The organism is Citrobacter sp. Cm038, from assembly GCF_030333105.1.
Taxonomy (GTDB): domain Bacteria; phylum Pseudomonadota; class Gammaproteobacteria; order Enterobacterales; family Enterobacteriaceae; genus Citrobacter; species Citrobacter murliniae.
This window is the reverse complement of sequence record NZ_JAOWGO010000026.1, coordinates 67,797-89,671: the sequence shown is the minus strand read 5'-3', so window position 1 is coordinate 89,671 and position 21,875 is coordinate 67,797. Positions and strand designations below refer to the sequence as shown.

The window sequence follows — 21,875 nt, the reverse complement described above, 5'->3', positions numbered from 1 at the left end:
TATGATCCATTGTTTAGGTGAAGGTTCCCATGCGTCTGGAAGTCTTTTGTGAAGACCGACTTGGTCTGACTCGCGAATTACTCGATTTACTGGTGCTTCGAAGCATTGATTTACGCGGTATCGAGATTGACCCCATCGGGCGAATTTACCTTAATTTTGCGGAACTGGAGTTCACAAACTTCAGCAGCCTGATGGCTGAAATCCGCCGTATTTCAGGGGTGACGGACGTTCGCACCGTACCCTGGATGCCTTCCGAACGTGAACATCTGGCGCTTAGCGCGCTGCTTGAAGCGCTTCCGGAACCGGTCCTTTCTCTGGACATGAAAAGCAAAGTTGAAATGGCGAATCCCGCGAGCTGCCAGCTTTTTGCGCACACTCAGGATCGTATGCGCAACCACACGGCCGCACAGTTAATCAATGGATTTAACTTCCAGCGATGGCTGGAAAGCAATCCTCAGGATTCTCACAGCGAACATGTCGTGATTAATGGACAAAATTTCCTGATGGAAATTACACCGGTCCATTTACAGGGTGAAAATAACGAACTGATGTTGACCGGCGCTGTGGTGATGCTGCGTTCCACCATTCGTATGGGGCGTCAGCTGCAAAATATGACCACTCAGGATCTGAGCGCGTTTAGTCAGATTATCGCGGTCAGTACCAAAATGAAACACGTCGTGGAGCAGGCGCGCAAGCTGGCTATGCTGAGTGCGCCATTGCTGATTACCGGGAATACCGGTACGGGAAAAGATCTTTTTGCACGAGCCTGCCATCTGGCGAGCCCACGTGCGGAGAAACCATACCTGGCGCTGAACTGCGCTTCGATTCCTGAAGATGCGGTTGAAAGTGAGCTGTTTGGCCATGCACCGGAAGGCAAGAAAGGCTTCTTTGAACAGGCTAATGGCGGTTCGGTTCTGTTGGATGAAATTGGCGAAATGTCGCCGCGTATGCAAACAAAATTGCTGCGTTTTCTTAATGACGGAACGTTCCGCCGCGTCGGCGAAGATCATGAAGTCCATGTGGATGTGCGCGTGATTTGTGCTACGCAAAAAAATCTTGTGGAACTGGTACAGAAAGGCCTGTTTCGTGAAGATCTCTACTATCGTCTCAACGTACTGACGTTAAACCTGCCGCCACTGCGCGATTGCCCGCAAGATATTATGCCGCTCACTGAGCTGTTTGTCGCAAAGTTTGCCGACGAGCAGGGCGTACCGCGCCCGAAACTTTCCGCCGATCTCAGTACAGTGTTAACCCGCTATGGTTGGCCGGGTAACGTGCGTCAGTTGAAAAATGCTATCTATCGGGCGCTAACCCAGCTTGAGGGATATGAACTGCGTCCGCAGGATATTTTATTGCCGGATTATGATGCGGCGACGGTTGCTGTCGGAGAAGAGGTTATGGAAGGCTCGCTGGATGAAATCACCAGCCGCTTTGAGCGCTCAGTGCTTACGCAGCTCTATCTGAATTATCCCAGCACACGTAAACTCGCCAAACGGCTGGGCGTCTCGCATACCGCGATTGCCAATAAATTACGTGAATACGGTCTGAGTCAGCAGAAGAAGAGCGAAGAGTAACGCAGTAAATAACAATGCTCGGCTGGCGTCATGCCGATCGGTTAAGACGCGCTTAACCGATCGGAGGCGCATGTTACGGAACAGATTTTGAGGCGGATATATGCATTTTGCATCAATTCCGCCCCTTAGAATTTGAGAAGTGAGCCAGTTACGCTCCTTCAGGCACCGGAAGAGGCCAGCCGCCCAGGCGCTTCCAGCGGTTAACGATTTCGCAGAACAGAACTGCAGTACGTTCAGTGTCATACAGCGCAGAGTGCGCCTGAGTTCCATCAAATTCCATTCCAGCCGCAAGGCACGCTTTTGACAGCACGGTTTGTCCCAGAGACAGACCGCTCAGCGCCGCTGTATCAAAGGTAACGAACGGGTGGAACGGATTGCGTTTCAGTGAGGCACGCTCCGCTGCCGCCATCATAAAGCTGTGGTCGAAAGTGGCGTTATGCGCAACCATGATCGCCCGATTACAACCACTGTCTTTGATGCCTTTACGCACCATTTTAAAGATTGCGTGCAGAGCATCATATTCGCTGACAGCTCCGCGTAGCGGATTGCTCGGGTCGATACCGTTGAACGCGAGTGCTTCCGGTTGTAAATTTGCCCCTTCAAAGGGTTCGACGTGGAAATGCAACGTCATGTCCGGCATCAGCCAGCCTTGTTCATCCATTTTCAGCGTGATGGCTGCAATCTCGAGCAGCGCATCGGTTTTGGCATTAAATCCTGCTGTTTCTACATCAATGACGACAGGATAAAAACCACGAAAACGGTCACACAGACCGGAAAGTTGAGCGTTATCGGACATCTGGGTCTCTTAATACGGGAAAATTGCAGCGCGTATTATGGCAAAATGATGAGTATAAAACTACGGGCACAGACGATCTGCGCCCGACGGGAGATTAGTCACCCAGGCCGCGACCTGCGTCTTTTTCTTCGATCAGTTCAATTTTATAGCCGTCCGGATCTTCCACAAACGCGATAACCGTCGTACCGCCTTTAACCGGACCCGCTTCACGCGTCACGTTACCGCCGTTCTGACGAATACGCTCGCAGGCTTCTGCCGCATTGTCTACGCTCAGGGCAATGTGACCGTAAGCAGTACCCAGGTCGTATTTGTCGACGCCCCAGTTGTAGGTCAGCTCAATGACGGCTTCGCTGGTTTCAGGGCCGTATCCGACAAACGCCAGAGAGTATTTGTATTCAGGGTTTTCACTGGTACGCAGCAGCTTCATGCCGAGTACTTTGGTATAAAAATCGATGGAACGTTGCAGGTCGCCCACGCGCAGCATGGTATGAAGTAAACGCATCTTTTCTTCCCCTTCAAAAATGGCTAATACATTCAAAATGTTGTTTTAGTATAGCGGCGTTGTGACGCCGCTATCAATGCAGGATTATAACCGCTCTCTTTGAGACCACATTTTATTGGCGGCAACTCAAAACCCAGTGCTATCGTCAGGGCAGTTACAGAGTCGGATAATCAGTGTAACCTTCAGCGCCACCGCCATAGAAACTCTCAGCGCGCTGTGGATTCAGTTCAGCTTTATGCTGCAGACGAGCGACCAGATCCGGGTTAGCAATATAGGCGCGGCCAAAGGCGACCGCATCGATCAGGCCTTTTTCAATCAGCGCTTCAGCTTTCTCTGGCGTGTAGGCTCCCGCTCCAATAATTGGACCATGGAATCGAGCACGAACTTTCTCGCGGAACGCATCGCTATAAGGCTCACCTCCGGCCCAGTCCGGTTCGGACATATGCAGGTAAGCGATCCCGCGTTTGCCAAGTTGTTCAATCAGATACAGTGCATCGGCTTCTTCATTCGGACCGTTATCCACGTTCTGGAAAGAACCAATAGGGGAAACCCGAATACCAATGCGGTCTGCGCCCCATTCTTTGATCCCGGCATCGACGACTTCCAGCACCAGACGCGCACGATTCTCTACGCTGCCACCATATTGATCGGTGCGGTGGTTAGAAGTAGGGGACAGGAACTGATGCAGTAAATAGCCATGGGCGGAGTGCAACTCTACCAGGTCAAAGCCCGCTTCACGCGCGTTAGCTATTGCCTGACGGAAATCATTGACGATACCTGGAATTTCTTCGGTTTCCAGTGCGCGCGGCATAGAGGTGTCCACTCGCGTCGCCAGTCCGTTTTCATCGCGCAGTGAAGTGCGGGTTCCTGCGCTGATGGCAGAAGGTGCAACCGGTGGCTGTCCATTTGGCTGCAGGCTTGAATGAGAGATTCGCCCGGTATGCCACAATTGTACGGCGATATGACCCTGCTCAGCATGAACGGCATGGGTGATTTTTTTCCACGCTGCAATTTGCTCTGCGCTGTGTAATCCTGGCGCACCCGCATAGCCTTTTGCCTGCGCGGAGATCTGCGTGGCTTCACTGATGATCAGACCTGCACTGGCCCGTTGGCGATAATATTCGGCCATGAGCGGAGTCGGGATGTCGCCAGGTTCGATGCTGCGCAGACGCGTCAGTGGTGCCATGAATACGCGGTTTGCGGCTGTGATAGCACCCACTTTCAGCGGGGAGAACAGTTTTTCAGATGACATAATAACTCCAGATATGAATAGACCGGTCGTCTAGTGATAATTTAAATAAAAACGCCTGTTAAACGTCAGGCGTTGTAATGACGGTTTTAACGTGTGCCAGCGCATTTTCCAGCGGTGTGGCACTGCGAGAAATCTTAGCCTGCAGGTTGGCCCCCAGCCACAGCGCATACAGCACCTGCGCCTGCTGTAAAGGTTCGCCAATGAACGACAAACAGTGGCAGTCCCGTCCTTTTTCCAGCGCTTGCGCTAACAGCGTAATAATATGTCGCGCGCCTTTATCCATCGCCGTACGCATGTCTTCAGAGAGATCGCATACTTCGGCGGACAATTTGACGGTCAGGCATCCGCTAATAATGCCATGCTGGCTAAACTGATTCAGGGTTTCCTGATAGTAGGCCAGGATCCGGTCGCGGTAATTACCAGCACCCGCATCAAAATGCGCGCCGAGTCGCTGATGATAGGCCGCATAATGGCGTTCCAGCATAGCCACACCAAATGCTTCTTTTGAGCGAAAATAGTGATAAAACGAACCCTTGGGAACCTCAGCGGTTTTCAATAATTCGCTTAAACCCATACCGGTGAATCCGCGTTGCATGCAAAGCTGCTCGCCGGTCGCCAGAAGATGTTCGCGCGTGTCGTGTTCAGTTACTTTGTTCATGTGAAGGAGTGTAATAGACCAGTCGGTCTAATGCAATAGCGCTTGCCAGAAATTCAGTTAACGTCTTCAATAGGTATATCGAACTTATTTAAGGAGGGGATGTGGCCGAACAGCTGGAGTTTTTCCCCGTCCAGAGCCCGTGCCGTGGGATCTGTCAGTCTGACGAGCGCGGTTTTTGCCGCGGATGTTTTCGCAGCCGGGATGAGCGTTTTAACTGGCAAAAAATGAGCGATGCCGAAAAACAGGATGTGCTGCGGCTTTGTCGCCAGCGGCTTATGCGTAAATTACGTGCAAACAAAACCAACCCGCCGGAAGAACCGCAACAACCCTCACTCTTTTAAAATCGCAATTGCGTATACTCGATACACATTCACTTATTAAGGAAGCTGCTATGGTTCAGCGTATCACTATTGCGCCGCAAGGCCCGGAATTTTCTCGCTTTGTCATGGGGTACTGGCGGCTGATGGACTGGAATATGTCCGCGCGCCAGTTAGTCAGCTTTATTGAGGAACATCTGGAACTGGGCGTAACTACTGTCGATCACGCGGATATTTATGGCGGATACCAGTGTGAAGCTGCGTTTGGCGAGGCACTGAAGTTGGCTCCACATCTGCGGGAAAAAATGCAGATTGTGACCAAATGCGGTATAGCTACCACGGCGCGAGCGGAAAATACACTTGGTCATTATATCACCGACAGCGCTCACATTATTGCCAGCGCAGAACAGTCTCTGAAGCTTCTGGCGACCGATTATCTTGATCTGCTGCTGATCCACCGTCCCGATCCGTTGATGGATGCAGACGACGTGGCTGATGCCTTTAAAAAGCTGCACCATAGCGGCAAAGTGCGCCACTTTGGGGTATCAAACTTTACACCCGCTCAGTTTTCGCTGCTGCAATCGCGTCTGCCATTTACTCTGGCGACTAACCAGGTCGAAATATCACCGGTACATCAGCCGCTCTTGCTGGATGGCACCCTGGATCAGTTGCAACAGTTGCGCATCCGGCCGATGGCCTGGTCCTGTCTGGGCGGTGGTCGACTGTTCAATGATGACGCTTTCCAGCCGCTGCGTAATGAGCTTGCTGCGGTAGCGGAAGAGCTGAATGCCCAGTCTATTGAGCAGGTGGTGTATGCGTGGATTTTACGTCTGCCATCACAACCGCTGCCTATTATTGGTTCTGGCAAAATTGAGCGCGTTCGTGCCGCTATTGCTGCTGAATCGCTGGCAATGTCTCGTCAACAATGGTTCCGAATTCGTAAAGCGGCGCTGGGATACGACGTGCCTTAATCGTGTTTTCTGCGCTTCGTCGTTCAAATTTTCGGCACTGGTTTACACTTATCAATCAAGTACCTGTTCGAAGGAGGATGTATGAAGCGTTTGAGTTTGGCCGTGATTACCTTACTGGCCTGTGCGGGTGCACAGGCAGCCAGTGAGCAAGTTGAGATGAACCTGGTGACGTCACAAGGCGTCGGGCAGTCGATTGGTTCAGTGACCATTTCTGAAACGGCGAAAGGGCTGGAGTTTACGCCAGATTTGAAAGCTCTGCCGCCGGGAGAGCATGGCTTTCATGTGCATGCTAACGGCAGTTGTCAGCCAGCTATTAAAGAAGGTAAAGCTTCGGCCGCCGAAGCGGCAGGTGGACATTTTGACCCGCATAAAACCGGTAAGCATGAAGGCCCCGAGGGTGGTGGACACATGGGAGATCTCCCATTGCTGATGGTTAATAATGAGGGGAATGCCACGACGGCTGTCGTCGCTCCGCGACTGAAATCGCTGGATGATGTCAAAGGCAAGTCGCTGATGATACATGTGGGCGGAGATAATATGTCCGATCAACCCAAACCACTCGGTGGTGGCGGGGCGCGATACGCCTGTGGTGTTATCAAATAATCAGCGGGTCAGCGTACCTGGCGGTGGTGCTTGTTCAAGCTGAGAGAGCGAACAGTGTAATCGCCAGATTAGAGCGGCCAGCTCTTGTGCGGCAGACTGATGATGATGGGCAAGTGTATCGCATATACGTTGTAGTTCATTAAGCGTGGCATTCAGCGGACGTTGCTGCACGCCACGCTCGCTCATTACATCGCGAAGTAATGAGATGCACACATCCCTGACGCGAGATAACGGATCTGAGCGTGCCTCCCAGGCGCGCAACTGCCATACCACATGTGAGCAATTTAGTAGTACCACTCCCCACCGTAATAACCAGCGCCGTGCCAGTGCATCCTGGCTGTTGCTGAGCTGACTGACATGATGATAGGTCAACGACTCAAATTCATTTTCGCTGAGCGACGGATGTCGGCTGAGCTGATCGACAAAATCCCGGCGCAGAGCGCGAATGTGGCGCCGACTCTTCCTGGCGTCTGAACCAGGGCGCAGAATGGCAAAGGCCAGCCATGACAATGCCACGCCGGTAATTTTTGCCATATTGTCATTCAGAAAATCAGCAAAATCATAGACGGGAGGATTGGTCACGGCGATGAACGATCCCATGAACACGATCAACTGTCCCCAAAGTCCCGCCAGCGCTGGCATCTGCAATTTTAATAACTGCATGGTGGCAAGCAGTGGAAAGAGGAACAGAATGAATTGCCAGAGGTCGGTGATTTGCACCATCAAGCCAAATTTAACCACAAAGCTGAATAATGACAGCAGGACCAGCGTTCGCATCAACAATGAGAGTGATTTGAACGGGGTGGCAACGGCGGAATACAGCACACAGCTGATGGCGGCAAGCGTCAGTGCTCCGGAACCCGATTCCCACTGTGCGCCGATGCTCCATGCACCGATTACCATCAGCGTGCAGAAAGTACGTAATCCGCTCCATACCGCTTCCGCATTGTCAGTATGACGGGCAAGTCCAGGTGTTCGATTCACGATAATGCGATCAACGGTTACGCCATTTTCCAGCAAATGCAGGTAGTGACTGCTTTGCAGGTAGATACGGCAGAAATAACGCAGCCGCTGCCAGAAGGCGATATGTCGATAGTCGCTTTGGTCCCGCGGGCGCAGGGGGGCAATAATACGCGCCACGGTATAGCTGTCGGTGTTTGCTTTCACCAGCGCATTCAATAGTTGTTCGATGATATCCCGGGTATTCGCAGGGGGATTGGGCCAGTTCAGCAGCATCCTGCGCAGACTGGAAATCACGCTGGTCATACGAAGCTGCTGGTGTAACAGTGAATTGAGCAGTGCATTCTGGCGGCGAAAGCGATAGTGACTCCAGAACGCCTGGATCCGCAACAGATTCATAGTCAGAATTTGGCCGATTACGCCCTCGTGAGCCGAACGAATCGCATCAGTGGTTTCTGGTTGCCAGAGTAAACTGGCATGTTCCAGCAAGCGTGCGTGCATGTTTTTCAGTGCGGTCAGCAGTGTTGTACCATCGGATGTGCTTGGCAGGATCATCATCATCATCCCACCACAGAGTATCCCGACGAGGACTTCGCATACACGGGCCTGGGCGATATCCCACAATTGAGTAATCTCAATGGTATTCACCATTGGAAACGCGATGATGGCTGCCGTGTAGCCAGCCAGTTGAAAAGCGTAGGCTACGTTATTGGTAAAATGTGCGCAGGCCCACGTGCATAAGCCAATCCACGCCGACATGCTCAGCAGAAATAGCCAGGGTTCATTGAGGGTATGGCCCGCAATGATCAACGCCGCCGTTGCCCCGAGTAAACTGCCGGCAACACGCCCCAGACTCTTACTGATGACGCCACCGACGGTGGGGAAGCTAACCACGGCGGCAGAGGTCATCGCCCAATAAGGTTCATCCAGGTTCAGATAATAGGCGAACGTTAATGCCAGACACATTGCAATGGTATTACGCAGAGCGTAACGCCACTGTCCGGCCGTGGCTTTAAACCACGGCAAATTACCTGGCGTCAGATGAAACCGTTTCATTGATGCTGACCAATGGAGACGCTACAGGTCGTTCCTGAAACCAAAGTGACATCGTGAGGGTGGGCGCTAAATTCGATGCGAACAGGAACCCGTTGCGCCAGACGAACCCATGGCACGTTAGGTTTGATATCGGGAATGAGGCCGGAATCACTTTCAACACTCTGATCGTAAATAGCACGGCCAATACTTGATACGTGACCCTGTAACTTCACGTTGCCGCTGTACAGTGTAATAAGAGCCGGTGCGCCTTCGCGAATGTGGCGTAGCTTGGTTTCTTCAAAATACCCCATCACATAAAAAGAGTGGCTGTCGACAAGGGCAAACAGCGGCTTGCCCGTGGAGGCGTAGTCTCCGGTTCGGGTCGAAAGATTGGTCACCCATCCCGCAACAGGGGCTTTAACTTCCGTTTGTGTCAGTTGCCACTGCGCCTGGCGCAATATGGCCTGAGCGGCTTCGACGCTGGCCTGCATCGCTTTAACGTTAAGGTTCGCCGTATCAAGATCCTCTGCGGAGATGTAATTTTGCGACAGATGACGGCGACGGTTGGCTTCGTTATTGGCTTTTGCCAGGTCGGACTGTGCTTTGGCTAACTGAGCCTGTGCATTCAATTCGGCGATATGAAACGGTGTCTTGTCGATAACCAAAAGCACATCACCGGCGTCAACGAACTGGTTATCCTTTACGTTGAGTTTGCTGATACTTCCGGAGACCTGCGGCGTAATGCTGACCTGCTCAGCGCGGACTTTGCCGTCGCGCGTCCACGGTGACTGCATGTAATAATTCCACATCCACCATCCCGCGAGGACCGCAATAACAGCGACTATAATTGTGGAGAAGTATTTAACGGTTTTAAGCGACATAATCACCACGCAATTAGCAGATAGAAGCCCAGGCATACGCAAAGCGTAAAGAGAGACAGATCCATTAACAGGGGATGCCATATTTCGCCGGAGTAGATCCAGTCGCGTAGTAGACGGTGAGCAACCAGCCAGAGAATGAACCCCGCGACAAACGCCTTGAAAATAGGGGGGAAATAGACAGATGCGCCGATCATTAAATCTTGTAAGGGCAATCCTGTTGCATTAAACATAAACTTCACGGGCAAAATCCTTGGCGGAAGAGAGCATTGCTATAGGTTTAGCAAAAAAGGGACAATGAGTCTCTTTAACACAGAATGTCTGAAAAAATGTCATCCGGTAAGCAAATTTGGCAATACATTTGTTTTGAGAATACAAATGCTGCACACTATTCTAAAATCAGTATAATAACTTAGCAAGCTAATTATAAGGAGATGAAATTGGAATCGCCACTAGGTTCTGATCTGGCACGGTTGGTGCGCATTTGGCGTGCTCTGATTGACCATCGCCTGAAGCCTCTGGAGTTGACGCAGACACATTGGGTTACGCTGCACAACATTCATCAGTTGCCGCCGGATCAATCGCAGATTCAGTTGGCTAAAGCGATAGGTATTGAGCAGCCTTCACTGGTGCGTACGCTTGACCAACTGGAAGAAAAGGGACTCATTTCGCGACAGACTTGCGCCAGCGATCGTCGGGCAAAGAGAATAAAACTCACTGAGAAAGCGGAACCGCTAATCGCAGATATGGAAGCGGTAATCAATAAAACGCGCGGAGAAATTCTGGAAGGGATCTCGGCCGAGGAGATTGATTTGCTGATTAAACTGGTCGCCAGGCTGGAACACAATATCATTGAGCTGCAGTCTCAGGGCTGATGTGAAATTTAACGTGTGGCCAGAGCCTGACCACACGTTAATTCGATTAGCGCGGGGAAACGGTAACTTCTCTGCCGTTGCTTGCCATTACGACACGCTGGCCTGCGGCGAATTTGGTTGCGCCCTGTTTCTGCACTACCATGATGGTATTACCGTCATCCTTACGGATTTCCAGTTCCACACCCTGGGTTTTATTCATTGCACCCTGCACGCCCTGGCCAGCAACGCCGCCAGCTACAGCGCCTGCAGCAGTTGCTAATGAGCGGCCAGTACCACCGCCAACGGTGTTACCGAGGAACCCGCCGAGTACCGCACCACCGATAGCGCCAATTACGTTTGCGTCATCACCACCCTGAATTTGAACCGGACGAACATGAACAATCGTGCCATAGGTTACGTTCTGAACCTGTTTTGCTTCGGATGCGGTATATACGTCACCTGAAAGGCTGTCATTGTTAACGCAACCGGCTAAAGATACGCCCATTAATGAAATAATAAGCACACGTTTAATCATTTAAAAATCTCCTTGTCACCACGAAACGCTGAAAAAAACACCCTTCATGATAAAATTATATGGCATTTGTGAGCCTAAGGTCACATGTTCTACTGGAACAATATGAAAATCATAATTGGGTCCGGGTTAACCGAGTATAAACGAACCATTCATCAAATCGATTGAAATGATGACCTGTTGCCATCAGTAACCCGCAAAAATCATCAATGAAGCATGGAATTACGCGGCACTTTATGGTTGAGTGTCAAGGCTAACATGCTTAAAAGGATGACATATGAAATCGGGCCGTTTTATCGGTGTTATGTCTGGAACCAGCCTTGATGGTGTTGATGTTGTGCTGGCGGCAATAGATGAAACGATGGTTGCGCAACAGGCGAGTCTTACCTGGCCCATCCCCATCCATTTGAAACAAGCCATTCTGGACATTTGCCAGGGGCAACAACTCACGCTTTCTCAGTTTGGTCAGTTGGACACCCAACTGGGACGTTTGTTCGCTGAGGCGGTGAATGCGCTCCTGTCGCAGCAAAAATTAAAGCCGCAGGATATCGTTGCTATTGGTTGTCACGGACAAACTGTATGGCATGAACCTACAGGCGCCGCGCCTCATACGCTGCAAATTGGTGATAACAATCAAATTGTGGCGCATACGGGGATCACTGTGGTCGGGGATTTTCGCCGGCGTGATATTGCGCTGGGTGGGCAGGGGGCGCCGCTGGTTCCTGCTTTCCATCAGGCTTTGCTGGCGCATCCGACGGAACGCCGGATGGTGCTGAATATCGGTGGGATTGCCAATTTGTCACTGCTCATACCTGAAAAACCTGTAAGAGGATATGACACCGGACCGGGCAATATGCTGATGGATGCCTGGATCTGGCGCAAATGCGGTCGACCTTACGACAAAGATGCGCAGTGGGCCAGCGAAGGAACGGTGATTATTCCTCTGCTGCAAAATATGCTTAGCGACCCCTATTTTTCTGCACCCGCGCCAAAAAGCACTGGTCGCGAGTATTTCAATTATGGCTGGATAGAACGTCACCTGGCGCAGTTTCCTGGGATTAACCCGCGCGATGTGCAGGCGACGCTTGCCGAACTGACGGCGGTGACCATTTCAGAGCAAGTCTTGCTGAGCGGTGGTTGTGAGCGACTGATGGTTTGTGGCGGCGGAAGCCGTAATCCGCTTCTGATGATGCGTCTGGCGGCGTTGTTGCCGGGAACAGAAGTAACATCAACGGATGAGGCAGGCATTAGCGGTGATGATATGGAAGCGTTAGCCTTTGCCTGGCTGGCGTGGCGTACCTTGGCTGGATTACCGGGTAATTTGCCTTCGGTGACCGGTGCGGCAGAGTCCAGTGTTTTAGGGGCGATTTTCCCTGCAAACCCACGATCTCAGAGTTAACTGAAATTATCCTCGCCTGTATGCCGGTAAACTAGGGAAGTTAGGGAGGGTGTCATTGCCCTCCGGGACCAGGAAAGTCTTCAGGATATGGCTATGAAAAAACTGTTAATTGTCTGTCTGCCCGTACTGCTTAGCGGTTGTAGTGTTTACAATCAATTTGTCGAGCGCATGCAAACGGATACACTCGAATACCGCTGTGATGAAAAACCGCTTACTGTGAAGTTGAACAATACTCAACAAGTTGCGAGCTTTGTTTACGATAATCAGTTAGTGAAACTCAAACAGGGTGTGTCGGCATCCGGTGCGCGTTACACGGACGGCATCTACGTCTTCTGGTCTAAAGGAGACAATGCAACGGTCTATAAACGCGACAGAGTTGTGTTAAATAACTGTCAGTTACAGAACCCGAAGCGTTGAGATTTTCACCTGGGCGGCGCACAATAGCGTCACCCACTGACAATCCGTAGCCCAACATCATGTCTGATAACGACGAATTGCAGCAAATCGCGCATCTGCGCCGTGAATACACGAAAGGCGGTCTTCGCCGCCGCGATCTTCCCGCCGAACCCCTTGCGCTTTTTGAGCGTTGGCTGGGGCAAGCCTGTGACGCCAAACTGGCGGATCCTACTGCGATGGTTGTCGCAACCGTCGATGAAAATGGTCAACCCTACCAGCGTATCGTGTTGCTCAAACATTATGATGACAAAGGGCTGGTTTTTTATACCAACATGGGCAGCCGCAAGGCGCATCAGATTGAGAATAATCCCCGCATCAGCCTTTTATTCCCCTGGCATACGCTGGAACGGCAGGTCATGGTTATCGGTAAGGCTGAACGTCTTTCCACGCTTGAGGTGGTGAAGTATTTCCATAGCCGCCCACGCGACAGCCAGATTGGTGCCTGGGTCTCTAAACAGTCAAGTCGGATCTCCGCACGCGGTATTCTTGAAAGTAAATTTCTTGAGCTGAAGCAGAAGTTTCAGCAAGGAGAAGTTCCGTTACCTAGCTTCTGGGGCGGTTTTCGCGTGAGTATTGAACAAATGGAGTTCTGGCAGGGCGGTGAAAACCGTCTACACGATCGTTTTTTATACCAACGTGAAGATAACGCGTGGAAAATTGATCGCCTCGCTCCGTAAAGATGCAAAATTCTTGTTTTAAGCGCTGGTACTGATGAATCCGGCGCTTTATTCTATGTCTCTTTCGCATCAGGCGAAAAGTCGTGTACCGGCAAAGGTGCAGTCGTTTTATACATGGAGATTTTGATGGCAAGCAGTAACTTGATTAAACAATTGCAAGAGCGGGGGCTGGTGGCCCAGGTGACGGACGAGGAAGCGTTAGCAGAGCGACTGGCGCAAGGCCCGATCGCGCTCTATTGCGGCTTCGATCCTACCGCTGACAGCTTGCATTTGGGGCATCTGGTTCCATTGTTATGCCTGAAACGCTTCCAGCAGGCGGGCCATAAGCCTGTCGCACTGGTAGGTGGTGCAACGGGGCTGATTGGTGACCCGAGCTTTAAAGCCGCCGAGCGTAAACTGAACACCGAAGACACCGTGCAGGAGTGGGTGGATAAGATCCGCAAACAGGTTGCGCCGTTCCTCGATTTCGACTGTGGCGACAACTCTGCGATTGCTGCGAACAACTACGACTGGTTTGGCGGTATGAACGTACTGACTTTCCTGCGTGATATCGGCAAACACTTCTCCGTTAACCAGATGATCAACAAAGAAGCGGTGAAGCAACGTCTTAACCGTGACGATCAGGGGATCTCTTTTACCGAGTTTTCATACAACCTGTTGCAGGGTTACGACTTCGCTTGCCTGAACAAACTGCACGGCGTTGCGTTGCAAATCGGTGGTTCTGACCAGTGGGGTAACATTACCTCTGGTATCGACCTGACTCGCCGCCTGCATCAGAACCAGGTGTTTGGCCTGACTGTTCCGCTGATCACCAAAACAGACGGTACCAAATTCGGTAAAACAGAAGGTGGCGCAGTATGGCTGGATCCGAAAAAAACCAGTCCGTATAAGTTCTACCAGTTCTGGATTAACACCGCTGATGCTGATGTGTATCGCTTCCTTAAATTCTTCACCTTTATGGACATTGAAGAGATCAACGCTCTGGAAGAAGAAGATAAGAACAGCGGCAAAGCGCCTCGTGCTCAGTATGTTCTGGCTGAACAAGTGACACGTCTGGTTCATGGTGAAGAAGGGCTGGTGGCGGCAAAACGCATTACCGAAAGCCTGTTCAACGGTGATCTGGGCTCCCTGAGCGAAGCTGATTTCGAACAGCTGGCACAGGATGGCGTACCGATGATTGAGATGGAAAAAGGTGCCGATCTGATGCAGGCACTGGTTGATTCCGAACTGCAACCCTCTCGCGGCCAGGCGCGTAAGACTATTGCGTCTAACGCGGTCACTATCAACGGTGAGAAACAATCTGACCCGGAATATTTCTTCCAGGAGAGTGATATTTTGTTCGGTCGCTACACCTTACTGCGCCGTGGCAAAAAGAACTATTGCCTGATTTGCTGGAAGTAAGTAAAAGTCAGCGGGGGCGTGGGAAACTACGCCCCTTTATTATTCTAGGGTTGTGGTAAGTTAAATGAAGAATATCCTCGCCATCCAGTCCCACGTTGTTTTTGGCCATGCGGGCAATAGTGCAGCAGAATTTCCGATGCGTCGTCTTGGCGCGAATGTCTGGCCACTTAACACCGTTCAGTTTTCCAACCACACGCAGTACGGTAAATGGACAGGCTGTGTCATGCCGCCCAGTCACCTGACTGAAATCGTCCAGGGTATTGCTGATATCGATAAACTCCAGCAGTGCGACGCAGTTCTAAGCGGATATCTGGGGTCTGCAGAGCAGGGCGAGCATATTCTGGGCATTGTGCGCAAAGTTAAAGCAGCCAATCCACAAGCGAAATATTTCTGCGACCCGGTAATGGGCCATCCAGAAAAAGGATGTATTGTTGCGCCGGGTGTTGCCGAATTTCATGTACGCCATGCGCTACCGGCCAGCGATATTATCGCACCCAATTTGGTCGAACTCGAAATCTTGTGTGAGCACGCAGTTAACAATGTGAATGAAGCAGTGATAGCGGCTCGTGAACTGATTGCTCAGGGTCCGGAAATTGTGTTGGTTAAGCACCTTGCTCGCGCGGGTATCAGCACGGATCGTTTTGAGATGCTGCTGGTGACTGCTGAACAAGCGTGGCATATCAGTCGGCCATTAGTGGATTTTGGTACTCGTCAGCCTGTTGGCGTTGGTGATGTTACCAGCGGTTTACTGCTGGTGAAGCTGTTACAGGGCGCGTCTTTACAACAGGCGCTGGAACATGTGACTGCGGCGGTGTACGAAATTATGATCGCGACCAAAGAGATGCAGGAGTATGAGCTGCAGGTGGTTGCCGCTCAGGATCGTATCGCTAAACCGGAACACTACTTTAGCGCAACGCAGTTGTAATAAATGCCGGATAAGCGTTAGCGCTATCCGGCACTAAACAGTTAGTTTAACCCTTCAGCTTTTAGCGCCGCAGTCACTGCCGGACGCTCCGCCATACGCGCCATATACGCTTCGATATGGCTGAATCCTTCCATATTCAATTTCACTGCATATGCCCAGCGCAGCACGGTGAACAGATAGGCATCCGCAATGCTGAAACGTTGACCGCAGATCCACGGATTGTCTTTTAATGACTCATTTACATATTGCATTTTTTTCTCCAGCAGAGCACGAACGGTTGGTTTGTACTCTTCTGGTGTATCGGGGCGAAACAGAGGGGTAAAGCCTTTATGCAGCTCTGTAGCAATAAAGTTAAGCCACTCGATTGTTTTGTAGCGGGAGAGGCTGCTGGTGGGGGCAAGGAGCTGACGGTCTGGTACAGAGTCGGCCAGGTACTGCATGATGGCAACGCCTTCGGTCAGTAGCGTTCCGTCATCAAGCAGCAGCGCGGGAACTTGTCCTTTTGGGTTTACCGCGAAAAAATCGTCGCCGTTTTCCAGACGTTTCTTCATCAGATCAACACCATCCAGCGTGAAATCTTTACCACTCTCACGCAGTGTGATGTGGGAAGCAAGAGAACAAGCGCCCGGTTTGTAGAACAGTTTCATCGGTAACTCCTTTTGGCTGAGGTATATCGTATGGTAGTGCTACCTCAGACAAAAAAAAAGCCGCTAACATAAAGTTAGCGGCCTTAAGATAAGTTTCCCTGAGAATTACGCTGTTGCGGCCTTAGAGGCTTTCTCGCTTACATCGTCGTCCTGAGTCATACGGTTCAGTTTCGGTGCTGTCAGCAGCATCAGAACAGCAATAACCGCTGTAGCAATACCAATCTGCAGGAACACACGTCCGTATACTTCAAGAGACATCAGCGGGTCAGTAACGTTTTCTGGAACTGCCATCATGTTAGCAACGTAGCCACCAATAATGTTGGCGCCTGCGGTAGTCAGGAACCAGCTACCCATGATAAAGCCCATCAGGCGCTGCGGAACCAGCTGTGCAACCATCGCCAGACCCAGACCAGAGATCATCAGTTCACCGATACTTTGCAGACCGTAGCAGATGATCAGCCAGTTAACGGAAACGATGCCCGCATCAGTTGCGAATTTCGCACCCAGCGGCAGGATCAGGAACGCGCCAGAACACAGCACCATACCAATAGCAAACTTGGTTGGCATCGGCAGGGTGTCACCCATCTTGTTATAGATGGCGGCAAGGATTGGGCTGCCAATGATGATCCAGAATGGGTTCAGTGCCTGGTACTGCTCAGGTTCGAAAGCGATGCCCAGAATAGAGTGTTCAACGTTACGAATCGCAAAGAAGTTCAGTGACGTAGGCATCTGGCTGTAAAGCACGAAGAAGATAATCGCTTCCAGCATCAGAATAAAAGCGACGATCATTTTACGACGCGCAGCACCGTGCATGGAGAACGCTTCTTTACCGAAGATAACCACGATGCCCATAGCGATAACGCCCAGAACCATACGTGCGATACCCTGGTTGTGCAGCAGCCATGTCGCGATAGCGATCAGAACTACAACGCCACCAATTGTCAGCAGCAGGTTACGGTAGTTGATTGGCTCGAAGTCCGGTTTAGAACCGTACTGTTTGACCCAACGCTGGCAGAATGCGAAGTTCACGACGGTGATCAGCATACCAACGACGCTCAGTGCGAACGCGGTGCTCCAGCCGTAACGTGCAGCCAGCCATGGAGTTGCCAGCATAGAGAAGAATGAACCGATGTTGACGGACATATAGTACATGGTAAATGCACCATCAAGACGCGGGTCATCTTTTGCATAGCAGGTAGACAGCAGGGATGATGGGTTTGCTTTGAACAGACCGTTACCGACCGCGATGGCCGCCATGCCCATATAAACGATACCCGCATCGTGACCAGACCATGCAACCAGTGCATAACCGATGGCCAGGACAATAGCACCCAGCATGATGACACGCTTCGTTCCCAGAACCTTGTCACCTAACCAGCCGCCAATGGCAACAAGACCATAAACCAGGGCGCTAAAGGATGAGAAAAGGGTGATGGAATCCGCTTCTGACATACCCAGTTGCTTCACCAGGTAGACGGCCATAATTCCTTGCAGGCCGTAATAGCCAAAACGTTCCCACAGCTCAATCGAGAAAATGAGATAGAACGCTTTTGGTTGTTTGAAGGCGTTTAAACTGACGCTTTCAGTTGGTTTATTGTTTGCAGTAGACACTTTTACCTCTTTTTTTACATCCCATATCAAGGGGGGTGTTCAGGTACGTGATGAGTCAAGTTCATCCGTCCGATTGTTATAGTGGGAGGGGAAACGGCAAGTAATGTTCACTATCTTGACCATTCAGACAAGGGGTTTGTAATAATCTGTTACATATATCTGGGCTGGTGAAATCATCCAGGCTAATAAATGTTATCTAGCGTTAAATTTCTTCAATTGAAAAATGGCAGATTTTTACACTGTCAGATAGGGGCGTAAACCGCAATGTGGCGATATGTTCTGCTATTCAAGGTTGAATCCAGTGATATAGGCCATTATCTTAAAAATAGCCAGTGTAATGTTTTGTATCGAATTGACGGGGTCAGGTCATTTGCTTGTCATTTTAACTACAAAATAAAAAATATTTTACATTGTGTTATCAGGGTGATCTTGATCACGGATGGATAGAAATTTCTATTACTAAAAAAACGATTAACCTGCTCAGGTGTTAATTCACAAGAATATTACATCAGATATGCCCGCGACTATGGCATCATTGACGGGAAATGAGAGATTAAGAAGTGCATAACTAATCGTTATGGAAGTGGGCAAGGGGCCTTGCCCCCAACATTATCAGATATCGACTTTCTCTTTGAATTCGCAGAGGTCTTCGATGATACAAGAGCCACAACGTGGTTTCCTGGCAATGCAGGTGTAGCGACCATGAAGAATTAACCAGTGATGGCAATCGACTTTAAATTCACTGGGAACAACTTTCAGCAGTTTTTCTTCTACCTGCTCAACGTTTTTACCCGGCGCGAATTGCGTTCGATTACACACTCGAAAAATATGGGTATCGACGGCTATGGTAGGCCAACCAAAGGCGGTGTTTAGCACCACATTCGCTGTCTTGCGCCCGACACCGGGCAGTGCTTCCAGTGCAGCCCGATCTTCAGGTACTTCGCCATGATGTTGTTCCAGCAGAATACGGCAGGTTTTAATCACGTTTTCTGCTTTGCTGTTAAACAAGCCTATCGTTTTGATATACGACTTAACTCCTTCGACGCCGAGCTCCAGCATCGCGGCAGGGGTATTGGCGACGGGATAGAGCTTTGCCGTGGCTTTATTGACGCTGACGTCGGTGGCCTGCGCCGACAGTAAAACGGAAATCAGCAACTCAAACGGCGAGGTAAAATTGAGCTCGGTTGTTGGATGCGGGTTGTTGTCACGCAGACGTGTGAGTATTTCCAGCCGTTTCGCTTTGTTCATTACACATTCCCTGTCTCGCCTGCCGGACTGTCCGTCACTGCAGCCTCAGCACGACGCTTTTTCATTCTTTCATCAATAAGATATTTAACTGCCAGCATCAGTCCCAGACCAATGAACGCTCCCGGCGGTAGCATGGCCAACAGGAACGGCGTATCCGTATGGAAGATCTCGACGCGCAGCGCTTTGGCCCAGCTACCCAGCAGGCCGTCTGCGCCATCAAACAATGTCCCGTTACCAATGATTTCACGCAGTGATCCGAGGACAAACATCGCGCCGGTTGCTCCCATGCCGATGGAAAAACCATCGAGCGCGGATAAAGCGGGGCCTTTTTTAGCGGCAAACGCTTCTGCACGGCCAACCACAATACAGTTGGTCACAATTAAGGGAATGAAGATCCCCAGGGACTGATACAAACCAAAGGCATATGCGTTGATAAGCATCTGCACCGCACTCACCACTGAGGCGATGATCATGACATAAATCGGGATACGAATTTCAGGCGGTGTCCAGCGACGCAGGGCTGAGATAGTCAGGTTAGTCAGCGTCAGTACCAGTGTTGTAGCAAGCCCCAGACCCAGGGCGTTGGTGGCGGTAGAGGTCACCGCTAACAGTGGGCACATGCCGAGTAACTGCACCAGGGCGGAGTTATTTTTCCATAGCCCCTGAACAATGACGTCTTTAATTTCGCTCATGGTTTATTCTCCACAGGCGGTAAGTTGAGGAAGCTGCGCAGGCAGCGTTTGCGCGTACAGACCAGCGCGTTTAACTGCATTAACTACCGCACGCGGGGTGATGGTCGCGCCAGTGAACTGGTCAAAGTCACCACCGTCTTTTTTAACCGCCCAGTGTGGGTCATTTTCAGTGCTGATTTTTTTGCCACTAAAATGGGTTATCCAGTCGGACAGACGCAGCTCTATTTTATCACCCAGCCCCGGCGTTTCATGATGTTCCGTTACGCGCGAACCCAGTACGGTACCATTGAAATCGACGCCGACCAGCAACTGAATAGCGCCAGAGTATCCATCAGGTGCGGTAGCTTCCAGAATTGCCGCTACCGGACGGTCATCCTGACGGGCAATATAAACGTGGTGTGTTCCTTTACCCAACGCCGGTGCATTAACCAGATAGCAGCTTTCAGGCAGATTATTATTGTAGCGATCGCCAGGCAAAACCTGATCGAACAGCGCCTTTTGCTGCAGTGCGGCCTGTTCATCAATGGTGGACTTGGTTAACTGATTAATGGCTGCCGTTAACCCCGTAGAGCCCGCAGCAAACAGTGCCAGAGTGATACCGTGTTTACGAATCGTTTTCAGCATATGTTGTCCTTAGCGATGTCCGTACACGCGAGGGCGGGTGTAATAATCAATCAGGGGAACAGTGATATTTGCCAGCAATACGGCAAAGGCCACGCCATCAGGATACCCACCAAAACTGCGAATCAGCCACACTAACAGACCTGCAAGCGCGCCAAAAATCAGGCGACCACGGTTAGTTGTTGATGCCGTAACGGGATCGGTAAGAATAAAGAATGCGCCGAGCATAGTTGCACCTGAGAGCAGGTGCAACTGTGGTGAAGCCAGTGAATCCGGGGAGAAAAACCAGCCTAACGTCGCACAGATGGCGAGCGATAGCAGAAAACTGACCGGGATATGCCAGCGAATTGCTTTTTGCCACAATAACACTACACCGCCAGCCAGCCAGGCCAGGTTCACCCACTGCCAGCCAGCGCCTGCGAGCATTCCGCTGTAAATAGGATACTGCATGACTTGTTCAACGGAGTGTCCTGCGTGTAACGATGTTTTGAACGTATCCAGCGGTGTGGCCTGACTGATGCCATCGATCCCCATGCGTAGAGCGTTCATATCACTGCCGCCCACGGTATGTCCGGTAAAGATTACGTTCAGGGCATCAAAGAAACCCGGCACCGTAGCCGCAATTTCATGCGGTGGCAACCAGCTGGTCATCTGCACCGGGAATGAAATAAGCAGGACGACATAGCCTATCATTGCGGGGTTAAATGGATTCTGCCCGAGACCGCCATACAATTGTTTGGCAATGATGACCGCGAATACAGTACCTAATACCACCATCCACCATGGAGCAAGCGGCGGAATACTGACGGCAAGCAGCAATCCAGTCAGCAACGCGGAGTTGTCTTTCAGGATTGCGACGACGGGCTGTTTACGCAGTTTTAGCACGCTGGCTTCGGCGGCGATAGCGCTGGCAGAGGCGAGAACTATCTGCAATAACGTTCCCCAACCAAAGAACCATAACTGAGCGGCAATACCCGGTAATGCGGCAATTAACACCAGCAGCATAATGCGTGATGTCTGGCGCTGATTATGGGTATAAGGGGAGCTTGCTATTCTGAATACCATTTATTCCTCGTTAACAACCTGCTGCTGTGCGGCTTTTTTAGCCTGCGCGCGTGCAATAGCGGCCGCGACGGCGGCTTTGCGTGGATCTACCGGTTCGGCCGTTTCAGCGACGGTCTGCTGCTCAAGTTTGCGTGCTTTAGCCCGGGCAATCGCGGCTTCGACAGCGGCTTTGCGCGGGTCTACTGGCTCGGCCGTTTCAGC

23 protein-coding genes and 2 pseudogenes are annotated in these 21,875 nt (G+C 51.0%); 10 read left to right on the top strand and 15 right to left on the bottom strand.

Annotation, left to right across the window (positions count from 1 at the left end; translation table 11 throughout):
- Window positions 1–29 precede the first annotated feature (29 nt).
- The gene (gene tyrR, locus OGY01_RS23575; protein ID WP_045442494.1) at window positions 30–1,574 is read left to right on the top strand and encodes a transcriptional regulator TyrR; all 1,545 of its coding nucleotides are present in this window, start codon (window positions 30–32) and stop codon (window positions 1,572–1,574) included.
- Between the two features lie 148 nt (window positions 1,575–1,722).
- Here tyrR and rnt read toward each other — a convergent pair whose 3' ends face one another.
- From rnt to OGY01_RS23555, 4 genes are all read right to left on the bottom strand, one after another.
- Entirely contained in the window at window positions 1,723–2,370 is a 648-nt protein-coding gene (gene rnt / locus OGY01_RS23570) for a ribonuclease T (RefSeq protein WP_045442497.1), read from the bottom strand.
- A gap of 94 nt (window positions 2,371–2,464) precedes the next feature.
- Window positions 2,465–2,872 (bottom strand): lactoylglutathione lyase, encoded by a 408-nt coding sequence (gloA, locus tag OGY01_RS23565; protein ID WP_045442499.1) that lies wholly within the window; start codon window positions 2,870–2,872, stop codon window positions 2,465–2,467.
- A 154-nt stretch (window positions 2,873–3,026) separates the two neighbouring features.
- Window positions 3,027–4,124 (bottom strand): alkene reductase, encoded by a 1,098-nt coding sequence (locus tag OGY01_RS23560; RefSeq protein ID WP_045442502.1) that lies wholly within the window; start codon window positions 4,122–4,124, stop codon window positions 3,027–3,029.
- 58 nt (window positions 4,125–4,182) lie between these two features.
- The gene (locus OGY01_RS23555) at window positions 4,183–4,782 is read right to left on the bottom strand and encodes a TetR/AcrR family transcriptional regulator (protein ID WP_045442505.1); all 600 of its coding nucleotides are present in this window, start codon (window positions 4,780–4,782) and stop codon (window positions 4,183–4,185) included.
- Between the two features lie 101 nt (window positions 4,783–4,883).
- Here OGY01_RS23555 and OGY01_RS23550 point away from each other — a divergent pair, with 101 nt between their 5' ends.
- The 3 genes from OGY01_RS23550 (at window position 4,884) to sodC (ending at window position 6,673) form a co-directional block, all read left to right on the top strand.
- Window positions 4,884–5,123 (top strand): DUF1289 domain-containing protein, encoded by a 240-nt coding sequence (locus tag OGY01_RS23550; protein WP_045442508.1) that lies wholly within the window; start codon window positions 4,884–4,886, stop codon window positions 5,121–5,123.
- Between the two features lie 50 nt (window positions 5,124–5,173).
- Window positions 5,174–6,070, top strand: coding sequence for an aldo/keto reductase (locus OGY01_RS23545; RefSeq protein ID WP_286493846.1), 897 nt, complete (start codon window positions 5,174–5,176; stop codon window positions 6,068–6,070).
- Window positions 6,071–6,151: 81 nt separating this feature from the next.
- Window positions 6,152–6,673: a superoxide dismutase [Cu-Zn] SodC gene (gene sodC / locus OGY01_RS23540; protein WP_045442513.1), complete on the top strand. Its 522-nt coding sequence runs from the start codon at window positions 6,152–6,154 to the stop codon at window positions 6,671–6,673.
- Here sodC and OGY01_RS23535 read toward each other — a convergent pair.
- The 3 genes and pseudogenes from OGY01_RS23535 to OGY01_RS23525 form a co-directional block, all read right to left on the bottom strand.
- Window positions 6,616–8,689 (bottom strand): annotated as a pseudogene (locus OGY01_RS23535) (FUSC family protein). The gene sodC and the pseudogene OGY01_RS23535 overlap by 58 nt on opposite strands.
- A complete protein-coding gene (locus OGY01_RS23530; protein ID WP_286493845.1) occupies window positions 8,686–9,549 on the bottom strand; it encodes an efflux RND transporter periplasmic adaptor subunit in 864 nt (287 codons plus the stop codon). The pseudogene OGY01_RS23535 and the gene OGY01_RS23530 overlap by 4 nt, the downstream one beginning before the upstream one ends.
- Window positions 9,550–9,551: 2 nt before the next feature.
- Window positions 9,552–9,788 carry a DUF1656 domain-containing protein gene (locus OGY01_RS23525; RefSeq protein WP_045442519.1) on the bottom strand — a complete coding sequence of 79 codons (237 nt, stop codon included), beginning with the start codon at window positions 9,786–9,788 and terminating at the stop codon, window positions 9,552–9,554.
- 192 nt (window positions 9,789–9,980) lie between these two features.
- Between OGY01_RS23525 and slyA the strand changes: the two genes are divergently transcribed.
- Window positions 9,981–10,421: a transcriptional regulator SlyA gene (gene slyA, locus OGY01_RS23520; RefSeq protein WP_019076732.1), complete on the top strand. Its 441-nt coding sequence runs from the start codon at window positions 9,981–9,983 to the stop codon at window positions 10,419–10,421.
- Between the two features lie 46 nt (window positions 10,422–10,467).
- Here slyA and slyB read toward each other — a convergent pair whose 3' ends face one another.
- The gene (gene slyB / locus OGY01_RS23515; RefSeq protein WP_045442526.1) at window positions 10,468–10,935 is read right to left on the bottom strand and encodes an outer membrane lipoprotein SlyB; all 468 of its coding nucleotides are present in this window, start codon (window positions 10,933–10,935) and stop codon (window positions 10,468–10,470) included.
- Between the two features lie 274 nt (window positions 10,936–11,209).
- Here slyB and anmK point away from each other — a divergent pair, with 274 nt between their 5' ends.
- From anmK to pdxY, 5 genes are all read left to right on the top strand, one after another.
- Window positions 11,210–12,331: an anhydro-N-acetylmuramic acid kinase gene (anmK, locus tag OGY01_RS23510; protein ID WP_045442529.1), complete on the top strand. Its 1,122-nt coding sequence runs from the start codon at window positions 11,210–11,212 to the stop codon at window positions 12,329–12,331.
- Between the two features lie 87 nt (window positions 12,332–12,418).
- Window positions 12,419–12,748, top strand: coding sequence for a C-type lysozyme inhibitor (gene mliC, locus OGY01_RS23505; protein ID WP_136345584.1), 330 nt, complete (start codon window positions 12,419–12,421; stop codon window positions 12,746–12,748).
- Between the two features lie 59 nt (window positions 12,749–12,807).
- Complete coding sequence (pdxH, locus tag OGY01_RS23500) at window positions 12,808–13,464, top strand: pyridoxamine 5'-phosphate oxidase (protein ID WP_045442541.1); 657 nt, start codon at window positions 12,808–12,810, stop codon at window positions 13,462–13,464.
- A 126-nt stretch (window positions 13,465–13,590) separates the two neighbouring features.
- Window positions 13,591–14,865, top strand: a complete 1,275-nt coding sequence (tyrS, locus tag OGY01_RS23495; RefSeq protein ID WP_286493844.1) for a tyrosine--tRNA ligase — start codon at window positions 13,591–13,593, stop codon at window positions 14,863–14,865.
- A gap of 64 nt (window positions 14,866–14,929) precedes the next feature.
- Complete coding sequence (gene pdxY, locus OGY01_RS23490) at window positions 14,930–15,790, top strand: pyridoxal kinase PdxY (protein ID WP_045442547.1); 861 nt, start codon at window positions 14,930–14,932, stop codon at window positions 15,788–15,790.
- A 41-nt stretch (window positions 15,791–15,831) separates the two neighbouring features.
- Here pdxY and gstA read toward each other — a convergent pair whose 3' ends face one another.
- From gstA to OGY01_RS23455, 7 genes and pseudogenes are all read right to left on the bottom strand, one after another.
- A complete protein-coding gene (gene gstA / locus OGY01_RS23485) occupies window positions 15,832–16,437 on the bottom strand; it encodes a glutathione transferase GstA (RefSeq protein WP_045442550.1) in 606 nt (201 codons plus the stop codon).
- Between the two features lie 105 nt (window positions 16,438–16,542).
- Window positions 16,543–18,048: a dipeptide/tripeptide permease DtpA gene (dtpA, locus tag OGY01_RS23480; protein ID WP_048221511.1), complete on the bottom strand. Its 1,506-nt coding sequence runs from the start codon at window positions 18,046–18,048 to the stop codon at window positions 16,543–16,545.
- Window positions 18,049–18,660: 612 nt separating this feature from the next.
- Window positions 18,661–19,296 (bottom strand): endonuclease III, encoded by a 636-nt coding sequence (nth, locus tag OGY01_RS23475; RefSeq protein ID WP_284097221.1) that lies wholly within the window; start codon window positions 19,294–19,296, stop codon window positions 18,661–18,663.
- Window positions 19,296–19,988: an electron transport complex subunit E gene (locus tag OGY01_RS23470; protein WP_225760879.1), complete on the bottom strand. Its 693-nt coding sequence runs from the start codon at window positions 19,986–19,988 to the stop codon at window positions 19,296–19,298. Before OGY01_RS23470 ends, nth begins: the two co-directional genes overlap by 1 nt.
- A 3-nt stretch (window positions 19,989–19,991) precedes the next feature.
- On the bottom strand, window positions 19,992–20,612 hold the full coding sequence (gene rsxG, locus OGY01_RS23465) for an electron transport complex subunit RsxG (protein ID WP_045442560.1): 621 nt from the start codon (window positions 20,610–20,612) through the stop codon (window positions 19,992–19,994).
- Between the two features lie 9 nt (window positions 20,613–20,621).
- Window positions 20,622–21,674 (bottom strand): electron transport complex subunit RsxD, encoded by a 1,053-nt coding sequence (rsxD, locus tag OGY01_RS23460; protein WP_045442563.1) that lies wholly within the window; start codon window positions 21,672–21,674, stop codon window positions 20,622–20,624.
- A pseudogene (locus tag OGY01_RS23455) lies at window positions 21,675–21,875 on the bottom strand (electron transport complex subunit RsxC); the annotation flags it as partial.

Bases quoted from the DNA above. Each gene is read 5' to 3' on its own strand.
- nth (WP_284097221.1), bottom strand. From the start codon at position 19,296: ATGAACAAAGCGAAACGGCTGGAAATACTCACACGTCTGCGTGACAAC.
- tyrS (WP_286493844.1), top strand. From the start codon at position 13,591: ATGGCAAGCAGTAACTTGATTAAACAATTGCAAGAGCGGGGGCTGGTG.
- tyrR (WP_045442494.1), top strand. From the start codon at position 30: ATGCGTCTGGAAGTCTTTTGTGAAGACCGACTTGGTCTGACTCGCGAA.
- rnt (WP_045442497.1), bottom strand. From the start codon at position 2,370: ATGTCCGATAACGCTCAACTTTCCGGTCTGTGTGACCGTTTTCGTGGT.
- OGY01_RS23530 (WP_286493845.1), bottom strand. From the start codon at position 9,549: ATGTCGCTTAAAACCGTTAAATACTTCTCCACAATTATAGTCGCTGTT.
- pdxH (WP_045442541.1), top strand. From the start codon at position 12,808: ATGTCTGATAACGACGAATTGCAGCAAATCGCGCATCTGCGCCGTGAA.
- OGY01_RS23560 (WP_045442502.1), bottom strand. From the start codon at position 4,124: ATGTCATCTGAAAAACTGTTCTCCCCGCTGAAAGTGGGTGCTATCACA.
- OGY01_RS23545 (WP_286493846.1), top strand. From the start codon at position 5,174: ATGGTTCAGCGTATCACTATTGCGCCGCAAGGCCCGGAATTTTCTCGC.
- slyA (WP_019076732.1), top strand. From the start codon at position 9,981: ATGAAATTGGAATCGCCACTAGGTTCTGATCTGGCACGGTTGGTGCGC.
- OGY01_RS23470 (WP_225760879.1), bottom strand. From the start codon at position 19,988: ATGAGCGAAATTAAAGACGTCATTGTTCAGGGGCTATGGAAAAATAAC.
- sodC (WP_045442513.1), top strand. From the start codon at position 6,152: ATGAAGCGTTTGAGTTTGGCCGTGATTACCTTACTGGCCTGTGCGGGT.
- mliC (WP_136345584.1), top strand. From the start codon at position 12,419: ATGGCTATGAAAAAACTGTTAATTGTCTGTCTGCCCGTACTGCTTAGC.
- OGY01_RS23555 (WP_045442505.1), bottom strand. From the start codon at position 4,782: ATGAACAAAGTAACTGAACACGACACGCGCGAACATCTTCTGGCGACC.
- gstA (WP_045442550.1), bottom strand. From the start codon at position 16,437: ATGAAACTGTTCTACAAACCGGGCGCTTGTTCTCTTGCTTCCCACATC.
- rsxG (WP_045442560.1), bottom strand. From the start codon at position 20,612: ATGCTGAAAACGATTCGTAAACACGGTATCACTCTGGCACTGTTTGCT.
- pdxY (WP_045442547.1), top strand. From the start codon at position 14,930: ATGAAGAATATCCTCGCCATCCAGTCCCACGTTGTTTTTGGCCATGCG.
- gloA (WP_045442499.1), bottom strand. From the start codon at position 2,872: ATGCGTTTACTTCATACCATGCTGCGCGTGGGCGACCTGCAACGTTCC.
- slyB (WP_045442526.1), bottom strand. From the start codon at position 10,935: ATGATTAAACGTGTGCTTATTATTTCATTAATGGGCGTATCTTTAGCC.
- rsxD (WP_045442563.1), bottom strand. From the start codon at position 21,674: ATGGTATTCAGAATAGCAAGCTCCCCTTATACCCATAATCAGCGCCAG.
- anmK (WP_045442529.1), top strand. From the start codon at position 11,210: ATGAAATCGGGCCGTTTTATCGGTGTTATGTCTGGAACCAGCCTTGAT.